The 15,440-nt window shown below is 59.2% G+C and carries 20 protein-coding genes; 1 reads left to right on the forward strand and 19 read right to left on the reverse strand.

Annotated elements, in window-relative coordinates:
• Nucleotides 1-89 precede the first annotated feature (89 nt).
• The 13 genes from AC07WT_RS09865 to AC07WT_RS09925 form a co-directional block, all read right to left on the reverse strand.
• The gene (locus AC07WT_RS09865; protein WP_494946936.1) at nt 90-2,174 is read right to left on the reverse strand and encodes a hypothetical protein; all 2,085 of its coding nucleotides are present in this window, start codon (nt 2,172-2,174) and stop codon (nt 90-92) included.
• An 11-nt stretch (nt 2,175-2,185) separates the two neighbouring features.
• Nucleotides 2,186-3,043 carry a hypothetical protein gene (locus tag AC07WT_RS09870; RefSeq protein WP_494946937.1) on the reverse strand — a complete coding sequence of 286 codons (858 nt, stop codon included), beginning with the start codon at nt 3,041-3,043 and terminating at the stop codon, nt 2,186-2,188.
• A gap of 12 nt (nt 3,044-3,055) precedes the next feature.
• Nucleotides 3,056-3,334 carry a hypothetical protein gene (locus tag AC07WT_RS09875; protein WP_494946938.1) on the reverse strand — a complete coding sequence of 93 codons (279 nt, stop codon included), beginning with the start codon at nt 3,332-3,334 and terminating at the stop codon, nt 3,056-3,058.
• A 4-nt stretch (nt 3,335-3,338) separates the two neighbouring features.
• The gene (locus AC07WT_RS09880) at nt 3,339-4,028 is read right to left on the reverse strand and encodes a hypothetical protein (RefSeq protein ID WP_494946939.1); all 690 of its coding nucleotides are present in this window, start codon (nt 4,026-4,028) and stop codon (nt 3,339-3,341) included.
• A 1-nt stretch (nt 4,029) separates the two neighbouring features.
• Complete coding sequence (locus tag AC07WT_RS09885; protein ID WP_494946940.1) at nt 4,030-4,401, reverse strand: hypothetical protein; 372 nt, start codon at nt 4,399-4,401, stop codon at nt 4,030-4,032.
• Nucleotides 4,402-4,477: 76 nt separating this feature from the next.
• Nucleotides 4,478-5,191 (reverse strand): hypothetical protein, encoded by a 714-nt coding sequence (locus AC07WT_RS09890; protein ID WP_494946941.1) that lies wholly within the window; start codon nt 5,189-5,191, stop codon nt 4,478-4,480.
• The gene (locus AC07WT_RS09895) at nt 5,191-6,624 is read right to left on the reverse strand and encodes a baseplate J/gp47 family protein (RefSeq protein ID WP_494946942.1); all 1,434 of its coding nucleotides are present in this window, start codon (nt 6,622-6,624) and stop codon (nt 5,191-5,193) included. The genes AC07WT_RS09890 and AC07WT_RS09895 overlap by 1 nt, the downstream gene beginning before the upstream one ends.
• A 2-nt stretch (nt 6,625-6,626) precedes the next feature.
• Nucleotides 6,627-6,926: a hypothetical protein gene (locus AC07WT_RS09900; RefSeq protein WP_494946943.1), complete on the reverse strand. Its 300-nt coding sequence runs from the start codon at nt 6,924-6,926 to the stop codon at nt 6,627-6,629.
• A gap of 48 nt (nt 6,927-6,974) precedes the next feature.
• A complete protein-coding gene (locus AC07WT_RS09905) occupies nt 6,975-7,679 on the reverse strand; it encodes a metallophosphoesterase (protein ID WP_494946944.1) in 705 nt (234 codons plus the stop codon).
• 311 nt (nt 7,680-7,990) lie between these two features.
• Nucleotides 7,991-8,266, reverse strand: coding sequence for a KTSC domain-containing protein (locus AC07WT_RS09910; protein WP_494946945.1), 276 nt, complete (start codon nt 8,264-8,266; stop codon nt 7,991-7,993).
• The gene (acpP, locus tag AC07WT_RS09915; RefSeq protein WP_494946946.1) at nt 8,263-8,502 is read right to left on the reverse strand and encodes an acyl carrier protein; all 240 of its coding nucleotides are present in this window, start codon (nt 8,500-8,502) and stop codon (nt 8,263-8,265) included. Before acpP ends, AC07WT_RS09910 begins: the two co-directional genes overlap by 4 nt.
• Nucleotides 8,503-8,943: 441 nt before the next feature.
• Nucleotides 8,944-9,225, reverse strand: coding sequence for a hypothetical protein (locus AC07WT_RS09920; protein WP_494946947.1), 282 nt, complete (start codon nt 9,223-9,225; stop codon nt 8,944-8,946).
• A gap of 121 nt (nt 9,226-9,346) precedes the next feature.
• A complete protein-coding gene (locus AC07WT_RS09925) occupies nt 9,347-9,721 on the reverse strand; it encodes a hypothetical protein (RefSeq protein WP_494946948.1) in 375 nt (124 codons plus the stop codon).
• Between the two features lie 266 nt (nt 9,722-9,987).
• Here AC07WT_RS09925 and AC07WT_RS09930 point away from each other — a divergent pair, with 266 nt between their 5' ends.
• The gene (locus AC07WT_RS09930) at nt 9,988-10,236 is read left to right on the forward strand and encodes a hypothetical protein (protein ID WP_494946949.1); all 249 of its coding nucleotides are present in this window, start codon (nt 9,988-9,990) and stop codon (nt 10,234-10,236) included.
• A 586-nt stretch (nt 10,237-10,822) separates the two neighbouring features.
• Here AC07WT_RS09930 and AC07WT_RS09935 read toward each other — a convergent pair.
• From AC07WT_RS09935 to AC07WT_RS09960, 6 genes are all read right to left on the reverse strand, one after another.
• A complete protein-coding gene (locus AC07WT_RS09935) occupies nt 10,823-11,908 on the reverse strand; it encodes a helix-turn-helix domain-containing protein (RefSeq protein WP_494946950.1) in 1,086 nt (361 codons plus the stop codon).
• Nucleotides 11,909-12,343: 435 nt separating this feature from the next.
• Nucleotides 12,344-12,610, reverse strand: coding sequence for a hypothetical protein (locus AC07WT_RS09940; protein WP_494946951.1), 267 nt, complete (start codon nt 12,608-12,610; stop codon nt 12,344-12,346).
• The gene (locus AC07WT_RS09945; protein ID WP_494946952.1) at nt 12,607-13,095 is read right to left on the reverse strand and encodes a DUF1643 domain-containing protein; all 489 of its coding nucleotides are present in this window, start codon (nt 13,093-13,095) and stop codon (nt 12,607-12,609) included. The genes AC07WT_RS09940 and AC07WT_RS09945 overlap by 4 nt, the downstream gene beginning before the upstream one ends.
• A gap of 193 nt (nt 13,096-13,288) precedes the next feature.
• Nucleotides 13,289-13,528 carry a hypothetical protein gene (locus AC07WT_RS09950; protein ID WP_494946953.1) on the reverse strand — a complete coding sequence of 80 codons (240 nt, stop codon included), beginning with the start codon at nt 13,526-13,528 and terminating at the stop codon, nt 13,289-13,291.
• Nucleotides 13,525-14,553, reverse strand: coding sequence for a hypothetical protein (locus tag AC07WT_RS09955; RefSeq protein ID WP_494946954.1), 1,029 nt, complete (start codon nt 14,551-14,553; stop codon nt 13,525-13,527). Before AC07WT_RS09955 ends, AC07WT_RS09950 begins: the two co-directional genes overlap by 4 nt.
• Nucleotides 14,554-14,593: 40 nt before the next feature.
• Nucleotides 14,594-15,406: a hypothetical protein gene (locus AC07WT_RS09960; RefSeq protein WP_494946955.1), complete on the reverse strand. Its 813-nt coding sequence runs from the start codon at nt 15,404-15,406 to the stop codon at nt 14,594-14,596.
• Nucleotides 15,407-15,440 lie beyond the last annotated feature (34 nt).

A 15,440-nucleotide genomic window follows, 5' to 3' on the forward strand; every position in this document is an offset into this window, starting at 1 on the left:
CTGACGGCGGCTCGGCTATCGCTGACCCGGCTTTCGGCGTTGACAACGAAAAAACCGCCCGAAGGCGGTTGTGTGGTTGGAGCGGAGGGTTAGTTGAGCTTCAGCCAGCCGACAGTGCCGGTACCTCGATAGACATACAAACCGGCACCAGTTCCGCTTACCACGTTCGAGCCGGTATAGCTCGGCGTGGCCGCAAAGTTCACCACATCATTGTTTTGCGGCGTAGGCGGATTCGTGGCAGTCAAGCCCGCTGGCAACTGAATGCGATCTGAGTTACGCACCTGCACTGCTCCAGCAGCAACGGCAGTGATAATCGCCGCGCCCGCACCGCTCGATTGCGTGTCGGCAAACGACAACTTCAGCGTCCCACTCGCATTACCAAGCCGAGCAAGGTTTGAAGCCGTGTTAATCGAGCACCCCCTGAACGAAACATCCGCCGTGACGCCCGCATTGAGGTACACGGGGTGCGTCACGTTGTTGAGCACGCAATTGTTGACGATCAGATTGATAGCAGAAGCCACTGCCGAACTCACCATCACCAGCTCTTTGACGCCATTGAAGTAGCCGTCTGAAACAACGCCATTCACAATCTGGGCGGTCGTGCCATTCAACCAAATACCTTGGTCATCCGAACCTGTACCCGAACCGACGATGTAGTTCCCGCGCGAACGGAAGTTGTTGATCACCCCGACCACATACAACCACGGGCTGGCGTACTGATAGCCCGGTGCAGTCTTAATCCGGTCCATCGTCAGGTCATTAATGACCGAGGCAACGCCAGCCGAATACTGATTCACCAACATCACCTGGAGCGTGCTGGTAGCCGTATTCGAATTTATCATCAAGCCGTCAAACACAATGCTGTCAGCCGGCGTCTTGGTGGACCAGTTAAGGAACGACTGGGCACCAGATCCACTAACCGGCGTCCACTGACAATTCCTGAAGCCGAGATTCTCGACGTACCAGTAGTTGTAGATCGAATTGGCCTTGATGATATTGCTGCCAGTTGTGCCAACTGATGCATCCGCGTGTACATTTTCGAACCAGACATCCCGCAACGTCGTTGTACACTGTCCATCCGCCGTCAACCCAGAACTAACCAGGTTAGCCAAGGAGCAGTTCGAATTCGGTACGGCGACATACCCATTACGAATCACGACATTGAAGATGCTACCAGCGCCGGAATATTCCGAACCTTGCAACGTGTCAAGTGTTTGCTGGAAGAAGAATGCATCAGACGCCGGCGTGACCGAACCACGCGTCATGTCGACAGTAAAACCGTCGACCGTCACGTTCTTGACGTTGCCAGTGCCTTGACCATAGCCGGTGGTACGTGTGCCTGGCAAACAGATCAACATCCCTGACGTTCTATTTGCCCCGCTCAGGCCGTTCGATCCGTAGTACGCGCTGCGCGTGACCCGAATGTCACTAATATCACCAACGGTCGGACCACTGCGGTGCCAGTCGTACGCATTCAAGGCGATGAACGCATCCGATGAATAGCCAGCGCAGTTGTCAACCACGATGTGGCTGGATGGACCGTTGATGTGGATAAAGTCACGTGCCGTATTCGGATACATGTTCGCGAACCGACCATTCTGACCAATCCACTGCACGAAAAATCCGTTACAGTTGTACGGATAGCGGACTTCGCACGTAAAGTTATTCACGCCGATCATCGCGATCTCGCCCTGAATTCCGTACAGGAACGTATTACTCGCAGCGCCGCCATTTGACACGCCAGTCAATCCTGTCTGATTGGAAGCATTGCCATCAATCGTTCCAGGGCCATAGATCGAGATGTCCGTATCCGTCACCGGCGTAGCTTGCAACGCGCCGTAGTTGATGAACATTGACGCAATGGTATTCGCCGGCTTGCGGATCGTCACACCTGTGCCGATGTACAGGCTGGTGTACGAGTGCATCACTACCTGATTCAGGTAGTAGATGCCCGGCATCGTGATGGCGACGGTGTTGGGCGCGGAAGACTGCGCAGCGATGATTGCCGCCTGGACTATGGCTGCATTCGCTGCTGCCGCGCCGGCAGAGTTTGGCGTCAGGAACGAAGAGACGTCGACAAACGGAACGCCGAGCCCCATAGCCGCATGCTCTGATGCATGCCCCCCTGCGACCCGCCACCGAATGGCGTCTTTCCAGAATTTTGCAATGCTCATAGTGGTGGCCTTTAGGAATATGCAAGGGCCGCGCGGTTAGCCGCGACGTTTGAGAAACTTGCGTTGCCGTTCGCCCATTGCACTTGGGCAGTCGCCGTGGCCATTCGACTGATGCGCCATGCTGCTGCGCTGGTGAGCGTCCCCGGCAGGGCCTCGCAGAAGTACACGTAGCCCGCCGTGCTTGTGTTGTCAGTGATGGATGCGAGGGGGGCATCTGCAAGCGTATCGGCCACCTGAATGGGTGCCGTCGGCGTGTAGGCCGCACCAGTAGCCACATTCACGTATGTGAGCGTCGTCCCATTGTCCCGAGCGATGTACAGCGTGCCGGTGGCATCAGTTAGCAGCACATCGGAGATCGATGAGCCACCACCCCCGCCACCGGAAACAGGCAAAGGATTGGTCGGCGATACAAGAACCGTTGCGCCCGCTCCGTTTTGGTAAGCGAGGGTGGCCGTCGCTTGCAGATCAACCGCATTCGAGTTCTTGACGCCCATACGGGAGACAGCTGCGGTGCCGTTCAGCTTGACGGCAAACGACCCAGCGGTAATCGCGGTCAGGCGCACACGAATCTGAGCGAATTCGGCACAGTCAACCCCGAAGTCACCGGCGGCTGTCGCACTCGTTACGCCGGCCGCGCCAATGATCTTCGGGAAAGCCTTCAATGCGTCCCACGACGCGCCGTCCACAGTTCCCTCGAACACGACATTCGCGCCGGACGGCGCAGTGCTTCCGTTCTTCAGTGAAATTCCCACCGACCCAAGCGAGTCGGTGGGAATCACGACAGCGCCAGTGGTCGGATCACTGACTACCTGCAACGTCCCTGTAACCTGAACATTCAGGACCTGGACGGGGATTTTGCGAAGTGGCATCTATTGCTCCATTTAGCTCATCACTACGTATTCAAGGGTCGCGCCGTTCCAGAAGTACGTCGACGGGCCACCATCTATCGATTCATCGGCTTGCACGAACACAAAGCCCGGCTGCGGGATCGTTGCCGCAGACGCCGCGGCATATGTCGGGAACGTGTGGAAGCCAGAGACATCACTGCGGGCGTACTTGACCTCGGTCTTTACGCCATTGATCGTCTGGAAGCCAACAATGACGTCCGTGTCCGCGACCGGATAGTTAGGCGGGGCGAACTGGTCCCAAACTTTTGTCATGGCATCAGCTCATCACAACGTAATTGAGGTTCGTGCCATCCCAGAAGTAGGTCGACGGTCCGCCGTCGATCGACTCGTCAGCCAACACGAAGACGAACGTCCCCTGCCCGATGGTCGCCTCGGCCGCGATAGCTGCCGCGTAGGTCGGAAAATTGTTGACACCCGAAGGGCCTTGCTGACCCTGGTTGCCGACCTGCGCGAACAGTTGCCATTTGGTTGAGTCACTGCCGGGGGCGATACCAACGCCTGCGGCAATCGGAACGAGCGCGACCCAGGACGATCCGCCATATAGGGCGACGTCCATCGGGGCATAGCCGTTCGAGTTCGAATACGTGCCGCGCGGGTTGAACCCTGCGCCTGTCGGCCCCGTCGCGCCCTGCGCCGCGGAAAGACTCCAGTTAGCGTTGCCGGCCGCCGGCGCGGAGTTCGTGTTGCCAGCCAACGCTACCCACGAAGCTCCGTTGTTCGACACCATGTCGTACGCGCTGTACGCCGCCGCGGCGGACCATGCTCCGCGCCAGTTGAATCCTTGACCGGGCGCGCCGTTCTGGCCAGCCGGCCCAGTGAACGTGGTGATGTTTCCGTTCTCGTCCTTGTACTGCGGCTTACCGGACAGGTCCACGAAAAAGATCACACGCCCCGCCGGGGCATTCGGAATCGTTGATGGATCGACCTTTCGAAAACCGATACTCATGTCACGCCTCGATCAGGACGCCATCCACCATCAGGACGCCATCAATATTTATAGGGAGCGCCGCCATCGCCTGAAAGTCCTCAGGGACTGTAACGATGGAGCCTTGGGCGATGTAAAACGGCACAGCAGGCGTCATCGAAGCCGCCGCGGCCGCGCTCGCTGCGGCCTGAGCTGCCGCGTCTTGTACCGACGGCAAAAAGCTGCTGCCGAGCGCATTCATAACAGCAATGAAATCCGCCTGCAGCTTCGCGAATGAGTTGACCGGTCCGCCAGTTGTCTCAACGACGGTGCTCGCGTTACCGTTGACGATCTGATTCGCCAATGCGACGTCGGCGTTGAACTGATCAACCGCTGAATTGAGCGCGTCGCTCATGTCGGTGCCCGTGACCTAGAATGACGAAATGGTCGCATCGCAAGAGTCGAGCGGCGCTTACGAATTTCCACCTTTGCTAGGAACCCATCACCGTCATCGTGTCGCCAGCGAATGTGTTCATGAGATCGCCGGCCAGCGTGATCATCGTGCCGGCCGGAACCGCGGTGCCGGTGAACGAGGCCAGTTGCTCGATGTAGCATGCAGAGCCGACTCCGATCGCGTTTGCCCCGGTGTCGGCGAAGCGGCGAAGCGTCTGGATCTCGAGCAGGAATCGAGCAGCCAGGACAGACCGGATCGCGGGCGACACGCGCTCCACGTTGACACCAGTTTCGTTAGCGTCGTCTACCGACACGACGATGCGGCTCGTCAGAAAATAGTTATCGTGCGGATTGCCAGAAATGGCATCGACCGCGACCAAGGCCGTGGGATACGGCTTACTCTTGTCCTGCCACATCTGCTGCACCGTCCATCCGTTTGGCCACATCAGTTGCAGGTACGTTTTCAGAAACGCCATGCCGCGCTTCGGGTTGCGCGCATGCCACGCGCGATAGAGATACCCAAGCGCATTGATATCGTTTGGGAATGCCGCAAGACCATCGCGCGTGACGCTCTGTTGCAGCAGATCGAGCGAGCCCAGCTGCGCGACCCCATAGACATTCAGATCGCGCTCTCTCGAACGAAGGTAGTTCGAGAACAGGTCGATGAACATTTGCTTCAGTTCAGCTTCGAACTCGTTCGCGCTCGCGCTGTTGACGATCGGCCCGAGCGTTGGCGGCGTCTGGACAGTCACTAGACGCCCCACTGTCCGTTGGTATAGTTCGCGAGCGACACGTTCACCGTCAGGCTACTGGCTTGTACGTATTGCCACATTTCCGGGAGCAGCGTGCCGCTCGGGAGCGATACTGCTACGGAAAAGTCGCTGTTCGGGTCAGCGAGCGCCGGAACCTGCGCCTGCAGCAGCGCGAACACATCCTTGTTGCGCAACTGCGGAAATCCGCGCGAGGAGAATTTCGTGTTGATTCCGTATTGCGCGAGCAGCTTGGCATCAATCTGCGCCTTCACGGCCACCGGGTCGTAGACCCGCGGGATCGTCGCGGTGACGACCATGCCGATGTTCTGCTGATTTGGCGCGATGAAATCGAGCGAGTACGAATCATCTGCGCCCAATATGAGCGCCTGAATCGCTACCTGTACAGCAGCGCTATTCGCCCCCGCCGCCGGTGAAAACGAAACGAAGAGGCGGTTGATATTGTTGATGTTCGCGCCGCGTACCGACTCTTCGACCTGTTCGTTCCAAATCGACAGGAACTGGAGGGACGGGAAATTGCGCCGCACGAGAAAGTCGAATTCGCCGAGATAGACTGCATTCGCATCGTAGATGCTGGGGTACTTGCACAGTTCGCGCAGAGTCGCCACGTCCATCGGATCCTGACCGGGAACCGTGATCGAACTGAGCGCGAACGTGACTTGCGAGTCCTGCGGGGTGTATGCGTACTGCAGCGCGAACGGACTGCCGGCCGCCGGCGAGACTGCCCCATTGGTTTCGGTCAACGTGATGTTGATCACATCGCCGTTTGCAGGCTGATAGCCGACGACATCCTGATAGCCGAAGCGCACATAGACGTTCTGGTACTCGTCGGCCTCCACCGTGTACACCAGATCGCCCGCGTTGACGTTGACGAAGTCCGGGTGATACGTGAACTCGTTACCCAGCGCGTCGGCCACAGCGATACCGGCGAGCAGCATGCCCGCATCCGGCACGACGATCGGGATCTGGTAGAACGGTGCCGAATTCGAAACGGTGAACGATTGCTGGACGGTCTGCATCTGCGTGAGCGTGGCCGTGCCCGTCTCGCCGGCCGGCACCGTTACTGGCGTTGTGACGACATAGATCAGTCCGCTCGAGTCGTAGAGGTTGCGCCCGGCCACCAGCGCGTACGGCGCCGAGCTCGCGTTCGTTAGCGAAATCTGCAACTGCGTCGGCGTCGCCATTGGGACGATGCCCTTCACGGATGCGTCCGCCAGAACCGTCGCGTCGCGAACCTTAAGGAAAGGCTCAGTCATCGCGATCTCAAGTTGCTGGGAGATCATCCCTAGCATCGTCGCGATGGCGAGTTGAGGTTGCAGGATGCGCGGGTCGCCGGCCTGATACAGCGCGGCCAGCGTCGGATAGTTCGCGATCGAATCAACAATCGCTTGCTGGAAGTCGGCTTTGGTGTACACGGTCAGTTACCTGTGGTCGTGATGGATTTGCCGGCCACGTCGACCACAAGCGTGCGCCGGTCAGGCGGGCTATCGATAAAGCCCAGGCTGACCGCATTGGCCGGAAGCATTGTCAGCACCGGCACATCCGTTTTCATCTTGGTGATGAACGCATTCGACGCGCCGGTCGCAAACGGCTGCTGCAGGAGAGACTGAAGGTCGGCGCCGTAGTCCGATCCGAGATAGCCGCACGGCCGCGTGCCCAGGTTATGGGTGACCATGTCCTGAACGTCCTGCCCGGTGATTTGGATCTTCTGTGCCATGGCCCATTTTCAAGTGGGCAACGGTTGGCAACCGTGGGCGTTTTCTCGCTATGACCAATCAAGCAATTTCGGAGCGAGTTTCACAGGCCGTAGCGTCTCGAGGTCGAGTATCGTGAATTCCCGACCCGCAAAGACTGCACCGGTATCGATGTAGAGGACGTTCCCGAGGCTCGTCCAGCGTTCCACTGGTGTGTGGCCGACGACGACAGCGCGCACGCCCTCCACGTTCTCGCCGAACTGATCGTCAAACCTCGTCCGGCTCCACATGCACGCGGTTGCGAACGCTTCGGCGTTGTGATCCGTGAGCGCGACACTGAGCATCGACCAGTCAGGCACCGGACAATCGGCGTGCACTATCCCGATCAGCCCGTTAGCAGTCTCGACTTCCATCGCGACAGGAAGGACTGAAAACGCATCTGCAAACAACATGCGCTCCGCCTGCGGCTTGCCGATCAGCCAGGCCCCACCGAACGACAGATACACATCGCTGCGCAGCGAGCCGCGCGCGAAGCACATCACAGCTTCTTCGTGATTTCCCTTGATGGCGTGAAACCATGGCTGGGCCAGCCAATCGAGCACCTGTTCCGATTCTGGCCCACGGTCGATTAGATCGCCGACCGAAAACAGCCTGTCGCGCGCCGGGTCGAACCCAAGATAGTCCAGATGCGCGCGCAGTCGCGAAAAGACGCCGTGGATGTCGCCGACCACATAATCGCGGCCCCGCGTGTTCCGGTCGTAGTGGGCGATCTTCATCAGTGCAATACCCCAAGAATTCGCTGCACGGCGTCGGCCGGCGACAGGCCTGCGGCGTAGAGTGAATGCCATCCTTCAATGTTCGCGTCATCCCAAGCATAGAAATCGGGGCATAAATCGCTTGACACCGTTACCTCGGCGCATTCAATCAGCCAGCTATCGAACGACCCCACAGGCCTGTATATCATCACGTTTCCATGCAGTAAGCCCGCCACCATTTTGAGGTAAGCGGGCCATATCAGCCATGGAAACATGCAAAACACGGTCGACAACTCCTCGTACATTCAAAGGTGAGATAAAACGGGAGCCCGTCAGCCGAGCGTCGCGGGCGGCTCGTTTTCGTTGATCAGCTCGTAAGGGTACTTTTCCGGGTCCGCCTTGATGTGCTGCTTGAAGTGCGACCCGACCGACTCTGCGCTCACCAGAGCATCGAAGTCGCTCGCGCTCACATTGCTGTAGTGGTAGAGCGAGCCGCGCGCGGCGCCCTTTCCCTTGAATCGGATCGCGAGCTTGTTCGTTTCAGCATCGTGGCCGACGCTGTCGAGCTGCGACGAGGTGACGGACTGCATGTCGATAGCGCTTTTCATGCCACCACCCCGCTCGAACGCACATGGTCGCTGAACGCCTGGACCGTATCCATGTTCGCTGCGACATCGTCCGGAATTTCGATACCGAACTCGTCCTCGATCGCCATCGTGATCTCGACGTTGTCCAGCGAATCGGCTTCGAATTCCGCTTTCAGCGAAGCGTCATTCTTGACCTGTTCGACGTCCACGCTGAATTGGTCGGCAATGACCTTGCGTACCCTGTCTTCAATTGACATTCAATGCTCCCTAGTTGGTGTTTCGCGTAAGCCCGAAGGCAACTCCTTACGGGAGTCACTCGGCTAACGATCTCCGCGCGCCGGCACCCTGTCCCTGTCGGGCCCTATTGCACCGGTCTCGCGCTTCCATCGAACAGCCCCGGCATTGGAGGCACCGTGCTGTGCTGCGGTGGTTATTCATGACTGGCGTACTACCCGCTAATCACCATCCGCGCTATCCCCTAAGGGCCGCCGCGGCTACGGACCACATCAACTTCACCTTCACGTCATGGCGACCGGCTCGATTCGGTGTGCTGGCATTTAGGCCCGTTACGAGTCGCTGCCGCGCGTTTGATCGCCATGCGTGAAGGTGCCCATTACGCCGGGACCAGCGGACACGTTACGGGGATCGTGCGCCGCCCTATCTGTGCGGCCGTTTTATCGCTCTACGAGGTGTTCTTGCTACGCGGCCGCTTTCGGGATGTGCCACGCGCTGACGCCGACCGACGTGTTCGTGAGCGGCGGCGACTTCTCGCCATACGGATCGTCCGGGTTGTGGTTCCAGCTAACTGAGCCATGCACGTTGACGCGAATGTCCTTCGTGTCGTCGTCCGCCAGCAGGTCGATAAACGCGTGGGCGGCCGCGAGCGCTGCCCTTCGGTCCTGCGCGTGCACCGGCTGTACCTTGACCACGGCGTCGAGTTCAGTTGCAACTCGCTCCTTGGCTTCGGCCTTGGTAGCCACAGCGAAATCAAACGAATGACATGCTCTACTCCAGTGGGAACAGCCTTGGCGGAGCCTGCCAGGGGTCTTACGCACAACATCTGCTGCCCCAGGCGCTACTGCTTCGGCGTGGGTTATTCCGTTACAGCTTGGAGATCAGCGACTTGATCGCGTCAACGCCGTTGTGAAGGCCAGCCTCGACGTCGGCGACGATGGTCGCGAGCTCGGAACTGATCCACTGCGACACCGTCTGCTCGGCTTGCGCGCCATCGTTGGCGACGGCTGCACCCGCCTGCTCGACGTCGTCCGCTGCGGTAGTTGCTGCCGCGACTGCGATCGCCGTGTCGGTGGTTGCCGTCGCAACTGCGTCTGCCGCCTGCTCGACCTGACCAACCAGATCCGTACTACCCGCCGGCGCCGGATCGACGGGCGCATCCGATGCAGCGCCAGCCGTATCGCCTTCAACGATCGAGAACATCGGAGCGTGCGCAAAGCACGCAAGGAACAGCTTTTTCATAATCAACTCCAGTTTGGAACTGCACAGGGGAACGGCTCAGGACTGGGCACAGATCGGAGATCGGAAACCAGTCGTTAGCCGGCCCGTTGCGCGGGCTAGCCGTGTATCTTTGGCAGTTTTGTTACCGGGGACCACCTGGGCGCAGCCACGCCCGGAAACCCCACACCTCAGCCATAGTCGAGCGGCGCATCCGCTGTTGTCGCTTGTGAGTCGTGCTCGCCGTTGGCTGACGGTCGAGAGCGTGCGACAGGTAATTCAAAACTGAGTTGAAGGCCGACGATGAGCACCGCAAGAATCGCGGCTGCCATTCGCTAACCCACAAGAGCTGGTTTCACCGCGAACCGGATAAACCCCTTGCAGGGCTCATTGCGCACAGGCTGATCGAAAAACACCCGCGTACCGAGCGTCTCATCGATGTGGAACGCGCGCGGGTTCTGTTCCTTGATCTGCTCAATCGTTGCGTCCAACGTTCCCGGGGTCGCGCAAGCGAGATCCCGGCGCTGCTGTTTGGTTAAGTGCATGAACTCTCCAAGGTTGATTACCGAAGCTACTTCGCTGCACGCCCGTTCCGCACCCTTGCGGGCCGACGCCTAACCGGGATTTCGTGCGTCGTTTCACGGAGAACCGCGGAAGCTATCCACAGCAACGCATCCGCTTTCGCTTCGCTGATCGCCTCTCTGCCGAATAGGCCATTAGCGAAGCGCCGCACCCGAAAGCGCAGCACCTCTTTCGCCATGCGACTTATTCGCGGACTACCCTGCTTGCGAACTGGCGACTGCGCTTCTCTGGATCGTCAAGTCCACGTCCAAAGCATGGGCAGAATGTCCCGGTCGCTTAGCCCCGACCGGCCCCGCTTGACTCGGAGGTTGACGGGCTCACTCGAGCGCCCACGTTGTGGTTATTATATGCATATATGGCTAGACTCTCAGAAATTTTTTTATCGGTCTCGGCGGGCCCGGTTCGGTCACTCGGCAAGGTTGCGTAGATCGTTCAATCAGCAGGCGCCTCTGCGCTGGCGAGGCCTTCTGTCGAACTGAGACGGCCCTGTGATTTCGCGCCCCCGACCGCAGCTAACGATCCAACCTGTTCAACATTGCCCGTTTATGTGAAGCGCTCCCGTCTTGCATGTTCGCGCTGGAGCAACGGCGCGTACTCATGCAATTCCCGTGGCACGATGTCGAAGGCACGACGGAATGCGCGCGTAAAGCTCGACGCATCATTGAAACCCAACCCCGAGGCAATGTCCTGTACCTCCAGATGCGGAAAGCGCACCAGCTCATCGGCCGCCATTCGCAGCCTGCGGTTGCGGATATAAGCGGCCAAGCCACCCTCATGCTCAAATATGCGATACACGCTGGCGCGCGAGAGATGCAGCGATGCCAACACGCTGTCAGGCGACAATTCCGGATCGTGCAGATTGGTCTCGACATGCCGCCGCACCTGTCCATAGACCGCAGCACGGACCGCTGCGCGACCGTTGCCGGAAAGACCCGCTTGACGGCTGAAAGCCGCGGCGAGCAGCTCTACCGCAGTGAGAAAGGACTGATGCGCTTCCTCCTTGCTCAGTCCGACGATTTGTCGCTTTAGCGCCACCAGATGCTCAATCAGTATGCGCGTCAAAGGGGTGGTGGCGTGAATCCAGCGGCCATGCAACGAGGCGGCATCAGGGAACGACTTCTCCACCAAGGCGCGCGGCACAAAAAGGAGCAGTATCCGACCATGAAAACTCCGGATTGTGCACGGCTGATCCATGTCCAGCGCGAGGATACTTGGCACTTGCGGTATGTGCGGCGCGTCGGACCGTGGCTTGCTGCCGAGGAACTGCCCCGGTGGCCCTTCAAGGAACACGCTAAAGCTGACGTCGCGAATGCTTTCCGTCGAAACCCGACCCAACGACCGCACGGCCAGGTTCGGCCCGGTGCGGAAGTCGAAAAAGCTCAGATTGTCGATCGTGTAACGGGACAGCGATGCATCGAACGTATCCTCAGCTTGCTTTGAGGAAGGTTGTATGTCGTAGACAGGACTCATACGCTCCTGCCAGGCCAGAAAGCTTTGACGGGCGTCGCCTTGAACGCTGAAATTGCTGTGCACGATGCCTGGAGCAAGCGTCGGCGGCTCCGGCGGCAACAACAAGTGGCTTAGCGGTATAGCAGTGTGTAGCGGGTCGTCGTTCAATGCCGTGCTCATCGCTGATTTCCGTCCCCCCCGTGCGGCAGAACTTTATGTTGAGCCACTAGCCCGCTCGGAGCGCGCTCGTGTAAGTTGCCAAGCATATCAGTACTTGCTTTGCCGTAGCGCACAGCGAACGACTCGCCGGCAAATCGATCGCTTCAGTACTCGGAAACCACACACGCTCTTGAGCAGACCGACTATCGGTGGCCGCATCACATTTCCAATTCGGCTTGTTGGAATGACAGCTTTCGAGGAAGGCCCCCGTGTGTCGATCGCGGGCCGCCCGACACACGGGGGCTTTGGACTGCTGTGACTACTTATGCTCACGCAGATGTCACGCAAACGGTGGTTTTTAAGACATCCCGAAAAGGCTCACCGGTCGAGTGCAGATACGCCTATTGATTGCACATAAACCCGTCTTAGAATCTATGTTCGATACGTGATCGAAAATCAATCCTGTGGCTGGGAGCCTGGCTCTTGTCGCCGAGCCGCCAGCCACGCATTCAATTGCTCGACGTATTGAGCGTGCGTCGGGCCGTCTGACACGGTCATCCAATGCTCATAGCCCGAGTCGTAGCCGCCGCTGACCGAGTGGGTCGATAGATCGTTGGCCGCAACGCGATTGGAGAGATTGAAAAGCGCTGATGCTAAGGCGCTCAGGTCGTCCGCCTGGATGTCTACCCGAAACTGGATAGCGCGCTTGGGTGTATCGCTCATGATCGCGTCCATGGAATGAGAGGTGTGTTGTAGGACAGCATCAACGGATGCAGCGGCGCACCGCACTTCGACAGGCCGAAGACCATCACCGGCTTTCCGCTGGCGAACAGCATGTCTTCCAGTTCGTCATACCGGTGACGCAACGCTCGCGGCACCTTCGTTCGCGGGCCCCAGCAAGGGACCAAGATATCCGCATCGGCGATGATCTGCGCAAGGTGCGCGTCGTTCTCCGGGCCAATCGGATCGGCGGCCCGCGCGAGTGCTTTGACGTCCTGCGAGCGGTACGCGAACGGATTGCCGGCAATGTACTTGCGTGCGCCGATCAGCTTTCCGAATCCACGCCATTTCATGTCCGTCTGGTCGGATACGGTCGCCTCGGCTAGAGCTGGGTTCACGCCGAAGAACGCAACGACGATGCCATAGAGTGCCAGCTCGCGCTCCAATCTGTAGCGAAAGGTCCCGCAGGGGCTGATGATGGCGCTCATATCTGGTCAGGTGCCTTGACGGTAAGTAAGCTGTGGATGACCGCCGCGGCGGCAGAGTGAAAATCGGCCGTCTTACCTAGCCTACGCCGATGCGACTGCTTGTACGACGCCGGCAGGTTCGACTGCTCATCCTGTGACAGGCTTCGGAAGCGGACTGCCTGCTTCAAGTGCCACTCGTGCAGCTCGACGAGCGTCATAGCGACACCGATTTCTTGGTGCGAGGCGTCCAGAACCAATTGAACTGACGCCCCAGCAGCGGGGCATCGGCCGGCAACACGATGCAGTGGAGTTGACGGATCCGACCATCACGCGTGTGGATGTCAAGAATCCGGTACCGGCGCCCGGTCGTCGTCACGATCTCATCGCCATTGTGCGGCGCGTCCGTGCTCCAACCGTCGACTCGCAGCTTTACCGGATCCCACGCCCGCTTCACGTTGGCGCTCCTTCCTGCGCCTGTTGTTTAGCCAGAGTGGCGTCGATAGAAGCTCCAACGTCCCTGCTCACGCGAAATTCCCGGTCGATCTCAAAGCACAGGACCTTTACACCCTGCTCGTTCCAGTCGAAATCAGCACCAACGAACCTAGGCGCGAGCCAACGCCACCGCTCCGCATCTTTCCTTTCCCCATCCGATTGAGGGAGATGGGCGGCGTAGAGATTCGTGCCTTCCGGAACGTCCTTCAGCCACTTCAGCCGATAGTTCCGGTGATAGCTACCGTTCGTCCATGACTCGACTATCGCCACCGGCTCTCCCGATTGCGCTGGCGCGGCAAGAATGTCTTTCAGTGTGTTGACCACGACAGGCCATCCCGGAGGCTGGCTATGGAGTACCGAGTCAATTGCAGTTTGCACGCAGCCCCTTTCAATATCCCCCAACGTAGGCATCGATTGCCCCTGCGCTGCTGCATCGGTGGAAGGCAATGCGGCGCGGTGTAGCGCTTCCGTGAGGCCGTCCACGTCAAGGTAAGCGTGCTCCGTGTCGCCGTCGCCAGCCTCGTAGAATTCGGCGACGATTTCGGCAATACGCTGCTTCGTCAACGCCCCGCGCTCGTCCTGCGCATCCGACGGCACGTCACTTTGAATTTGCGCAAGCCTCGCCGCAGCATCGCGCGCCTGCTGCGTAAAGTGCTGCGCATCCGATGGCGCGGCAGGGGATGCGGCGAGCATGGCGGCGTATCGCGGCTGGAAGTGGTCTTTGCTGTCGCCCATTGTTACTTCTGCTGGATCTGTGTCGAACCATGCGCGAATCATCTTCTCGGTCAACTCGGTCGGCACCAGCCTCCATCTTTCCTGCTCGGCAGGTTTGCTTGCAGATAGCTGGGCGGCCGCTCGCCAGCCTTCCCACGCCGCTTGCGAGATCTGGCTGCTGTATTGGTCCGTGTTCCGAATCCAGCGCTCAAGATTTGCGTCTGAGCAGCCTTGCTCTTTCATCCATGCTTCGAACTGCTCTCGATCTGTCATCCTCGCTCCTACGTGGAGCTTGTTAGTGGGGCCGGTCATGCTAGGATTCGCAAAAAGCTGACGGGGTTGGCATGACGCGAAGCAAACCTGGTGGAAAGCAACCGAAAGCGGCCTCCAAAGAGCCCGCATCTACTGCAACGCGGGGCTGGCAATTGATCATGTCGATCGTTGGAGCAGTTCTCGCTCTCGTCGTAGCTGTCGTGGGGAGTCGTTTGAGTTCGCCTTCGGCCCCGGCCCCGGCCCCGGTTTCGCCGATCGTCGCTCCGCATGCTGGGTCGCTCATAACGATCCAGAACAGCAACTTTTCCGATTCGGGCACCGGAATCAGTTTGCCTGCGAACAGCGGCGCACAGATCGACATGAAAAATGTCCAGATGAGCCACAACGGTAAAGACATCGACCTGCGAGATGGCGCTTCGGCGGCCACCAGCGCGAATAAACACTGACCGTATCTTGTTCCCGATCCCGCCTCCTTATCCCGGGCAGATGAAGCGGGGGCATAGACCGTCAGCTCCGTTCCGCCCGGTGGCCGCTCGCCATGCCGCTCGATAGTCGGCGCCCCGTTATTCCAGAATCGGACCGTACCGACTGCCCGCACTTCGGAAGCAGGGGCGATAGGCTGGCCGAGATTCCACAGGAACATCCAGAAGTAGGCGACGTCAAGCGGGTCGTCTTTCTTGCTCGCGCAACATGAGCGATAGCTCGGTCGGGGCGCAATGTTGCCGCCGCCGCAGCCCTTGGCGCGTGCGTCCGCCAGCGTCTGTTTCATGACCGCGGCGAATTGATCGACAGTAGCGTCATCCCGCTGTTCGGTCAGAGCCGCGGTCGAGTCGAGATTTGATTGTTCGTTCATGCTACGATGCCTCGCAAAAATAACGGGGAAGCAA

The sequence above is a fragment of the Paraburkholderia sp. GW821-FHT02A12 genome (assembly GCF_059422005.1).

Coding starts and splice junctions, on each gene's coding strand:
- AC07WT_RS09865 (WP_494946936.1), bottom strand. CDS start 2,174: ATGAGCATTGCAAAATTCTGGAAAGACGCCATTCGGTGGCGGGTCGCA.
- AC07WT_RS09910 (WP_494946945.1), bottom strand. CDS start 8,266: ATGAAAAGCGCTATCGACATGCAGTCCGTCACCTCGTCGCAGCTCGAC.
- AC07WT_RS09905 (WP_494946944.1), bottom strand. CDS start 7,679: ATGAAGATCGCCCACTACGACCGGAACACGCGGGGCCGCGATTATGTG.
- AC07WT_RS09870 (WP_494946937.1), bottom strand. CDS start 3,043: ATGCCACTTCGCAAAATCCCCGTCCAGGTCCTGAATGTTCAGGTTACA.
- AC07WT_RS09885 (WP_494946940.1), bottom strand. CDS start 4,401: ATGAGCGACGCGCTCAATTCAGCGGTTGATCAGTTCAACGCCGACGTC.
- AC07WT_RS09960 (WP_494946955.1), bottom strand. CDS start 15,406: ATGAACGAACAATCAAATCTCGACTCGACCGCGGCTCTGACCGAACAG.
- AC07WT_RS09945 (WP_494946952.1), bottom strand. CDS start 13,095: ATGAGCGCCATCATCAGCCCCTGCGGGACCTTTCGCTACAGATTGGAG.
- AC07WT_RS09955 (WP_494946954.1), bottom strand. CDS start 14,553: ATGACAGATCGAGAGCAGTTCGAAGCATGGATGAAAGAGCAAGGCTGC.
- AC07WT_RS09880 (WP_494946939.1), bottom strand. CDS start 4,028: ATGAGTATCGGTTTTCGAAAGGTCGATCCATCAACGATTCCGAATGCC.
- AC07WT_RS09940 (WP_494946951.1), bottom strand. CDS start 12,610: ATGAGCGATACACCCAAGCGCGCTATCCAGTTTCGGGTAGACATCCAG.
- AC07WT_RS09925 (WP_494946948.1), bottom strand. CDS start 9,721: ATGAAAAAGCTGTTCCTTGCGTGCTTTGCGCACGCTCCGATGTTCTCG.
- AC07WT_RS09900 (WP_494946943.1), bottom strand. CDS start 6,926: ATGGCACAGAAGATCCAAATCACCGGGCAGGACGTTCAGGACATGGTC.
- acpP (WP_494946946.1), bottom strand. CDS start 8,502: ATGTCAATTGAAGACAGGGTACGCAAGGTCATTGCCGACCAATTCAGC.
- AC07WT_RS09935 (WP_494946950.1), bottom strand. CDS start 11,908: ATGAGCACGGCATTGAACGACGACCCGCTACACACTGCTATACCGCTA.
- AC07WT_RS09875 (WP_494946938.1), bottom strand. CDS start 3,334: ATGACAAAAGTTTGGGACCAGTTCGCCCCGCCTAACTATCCGGTCGCG.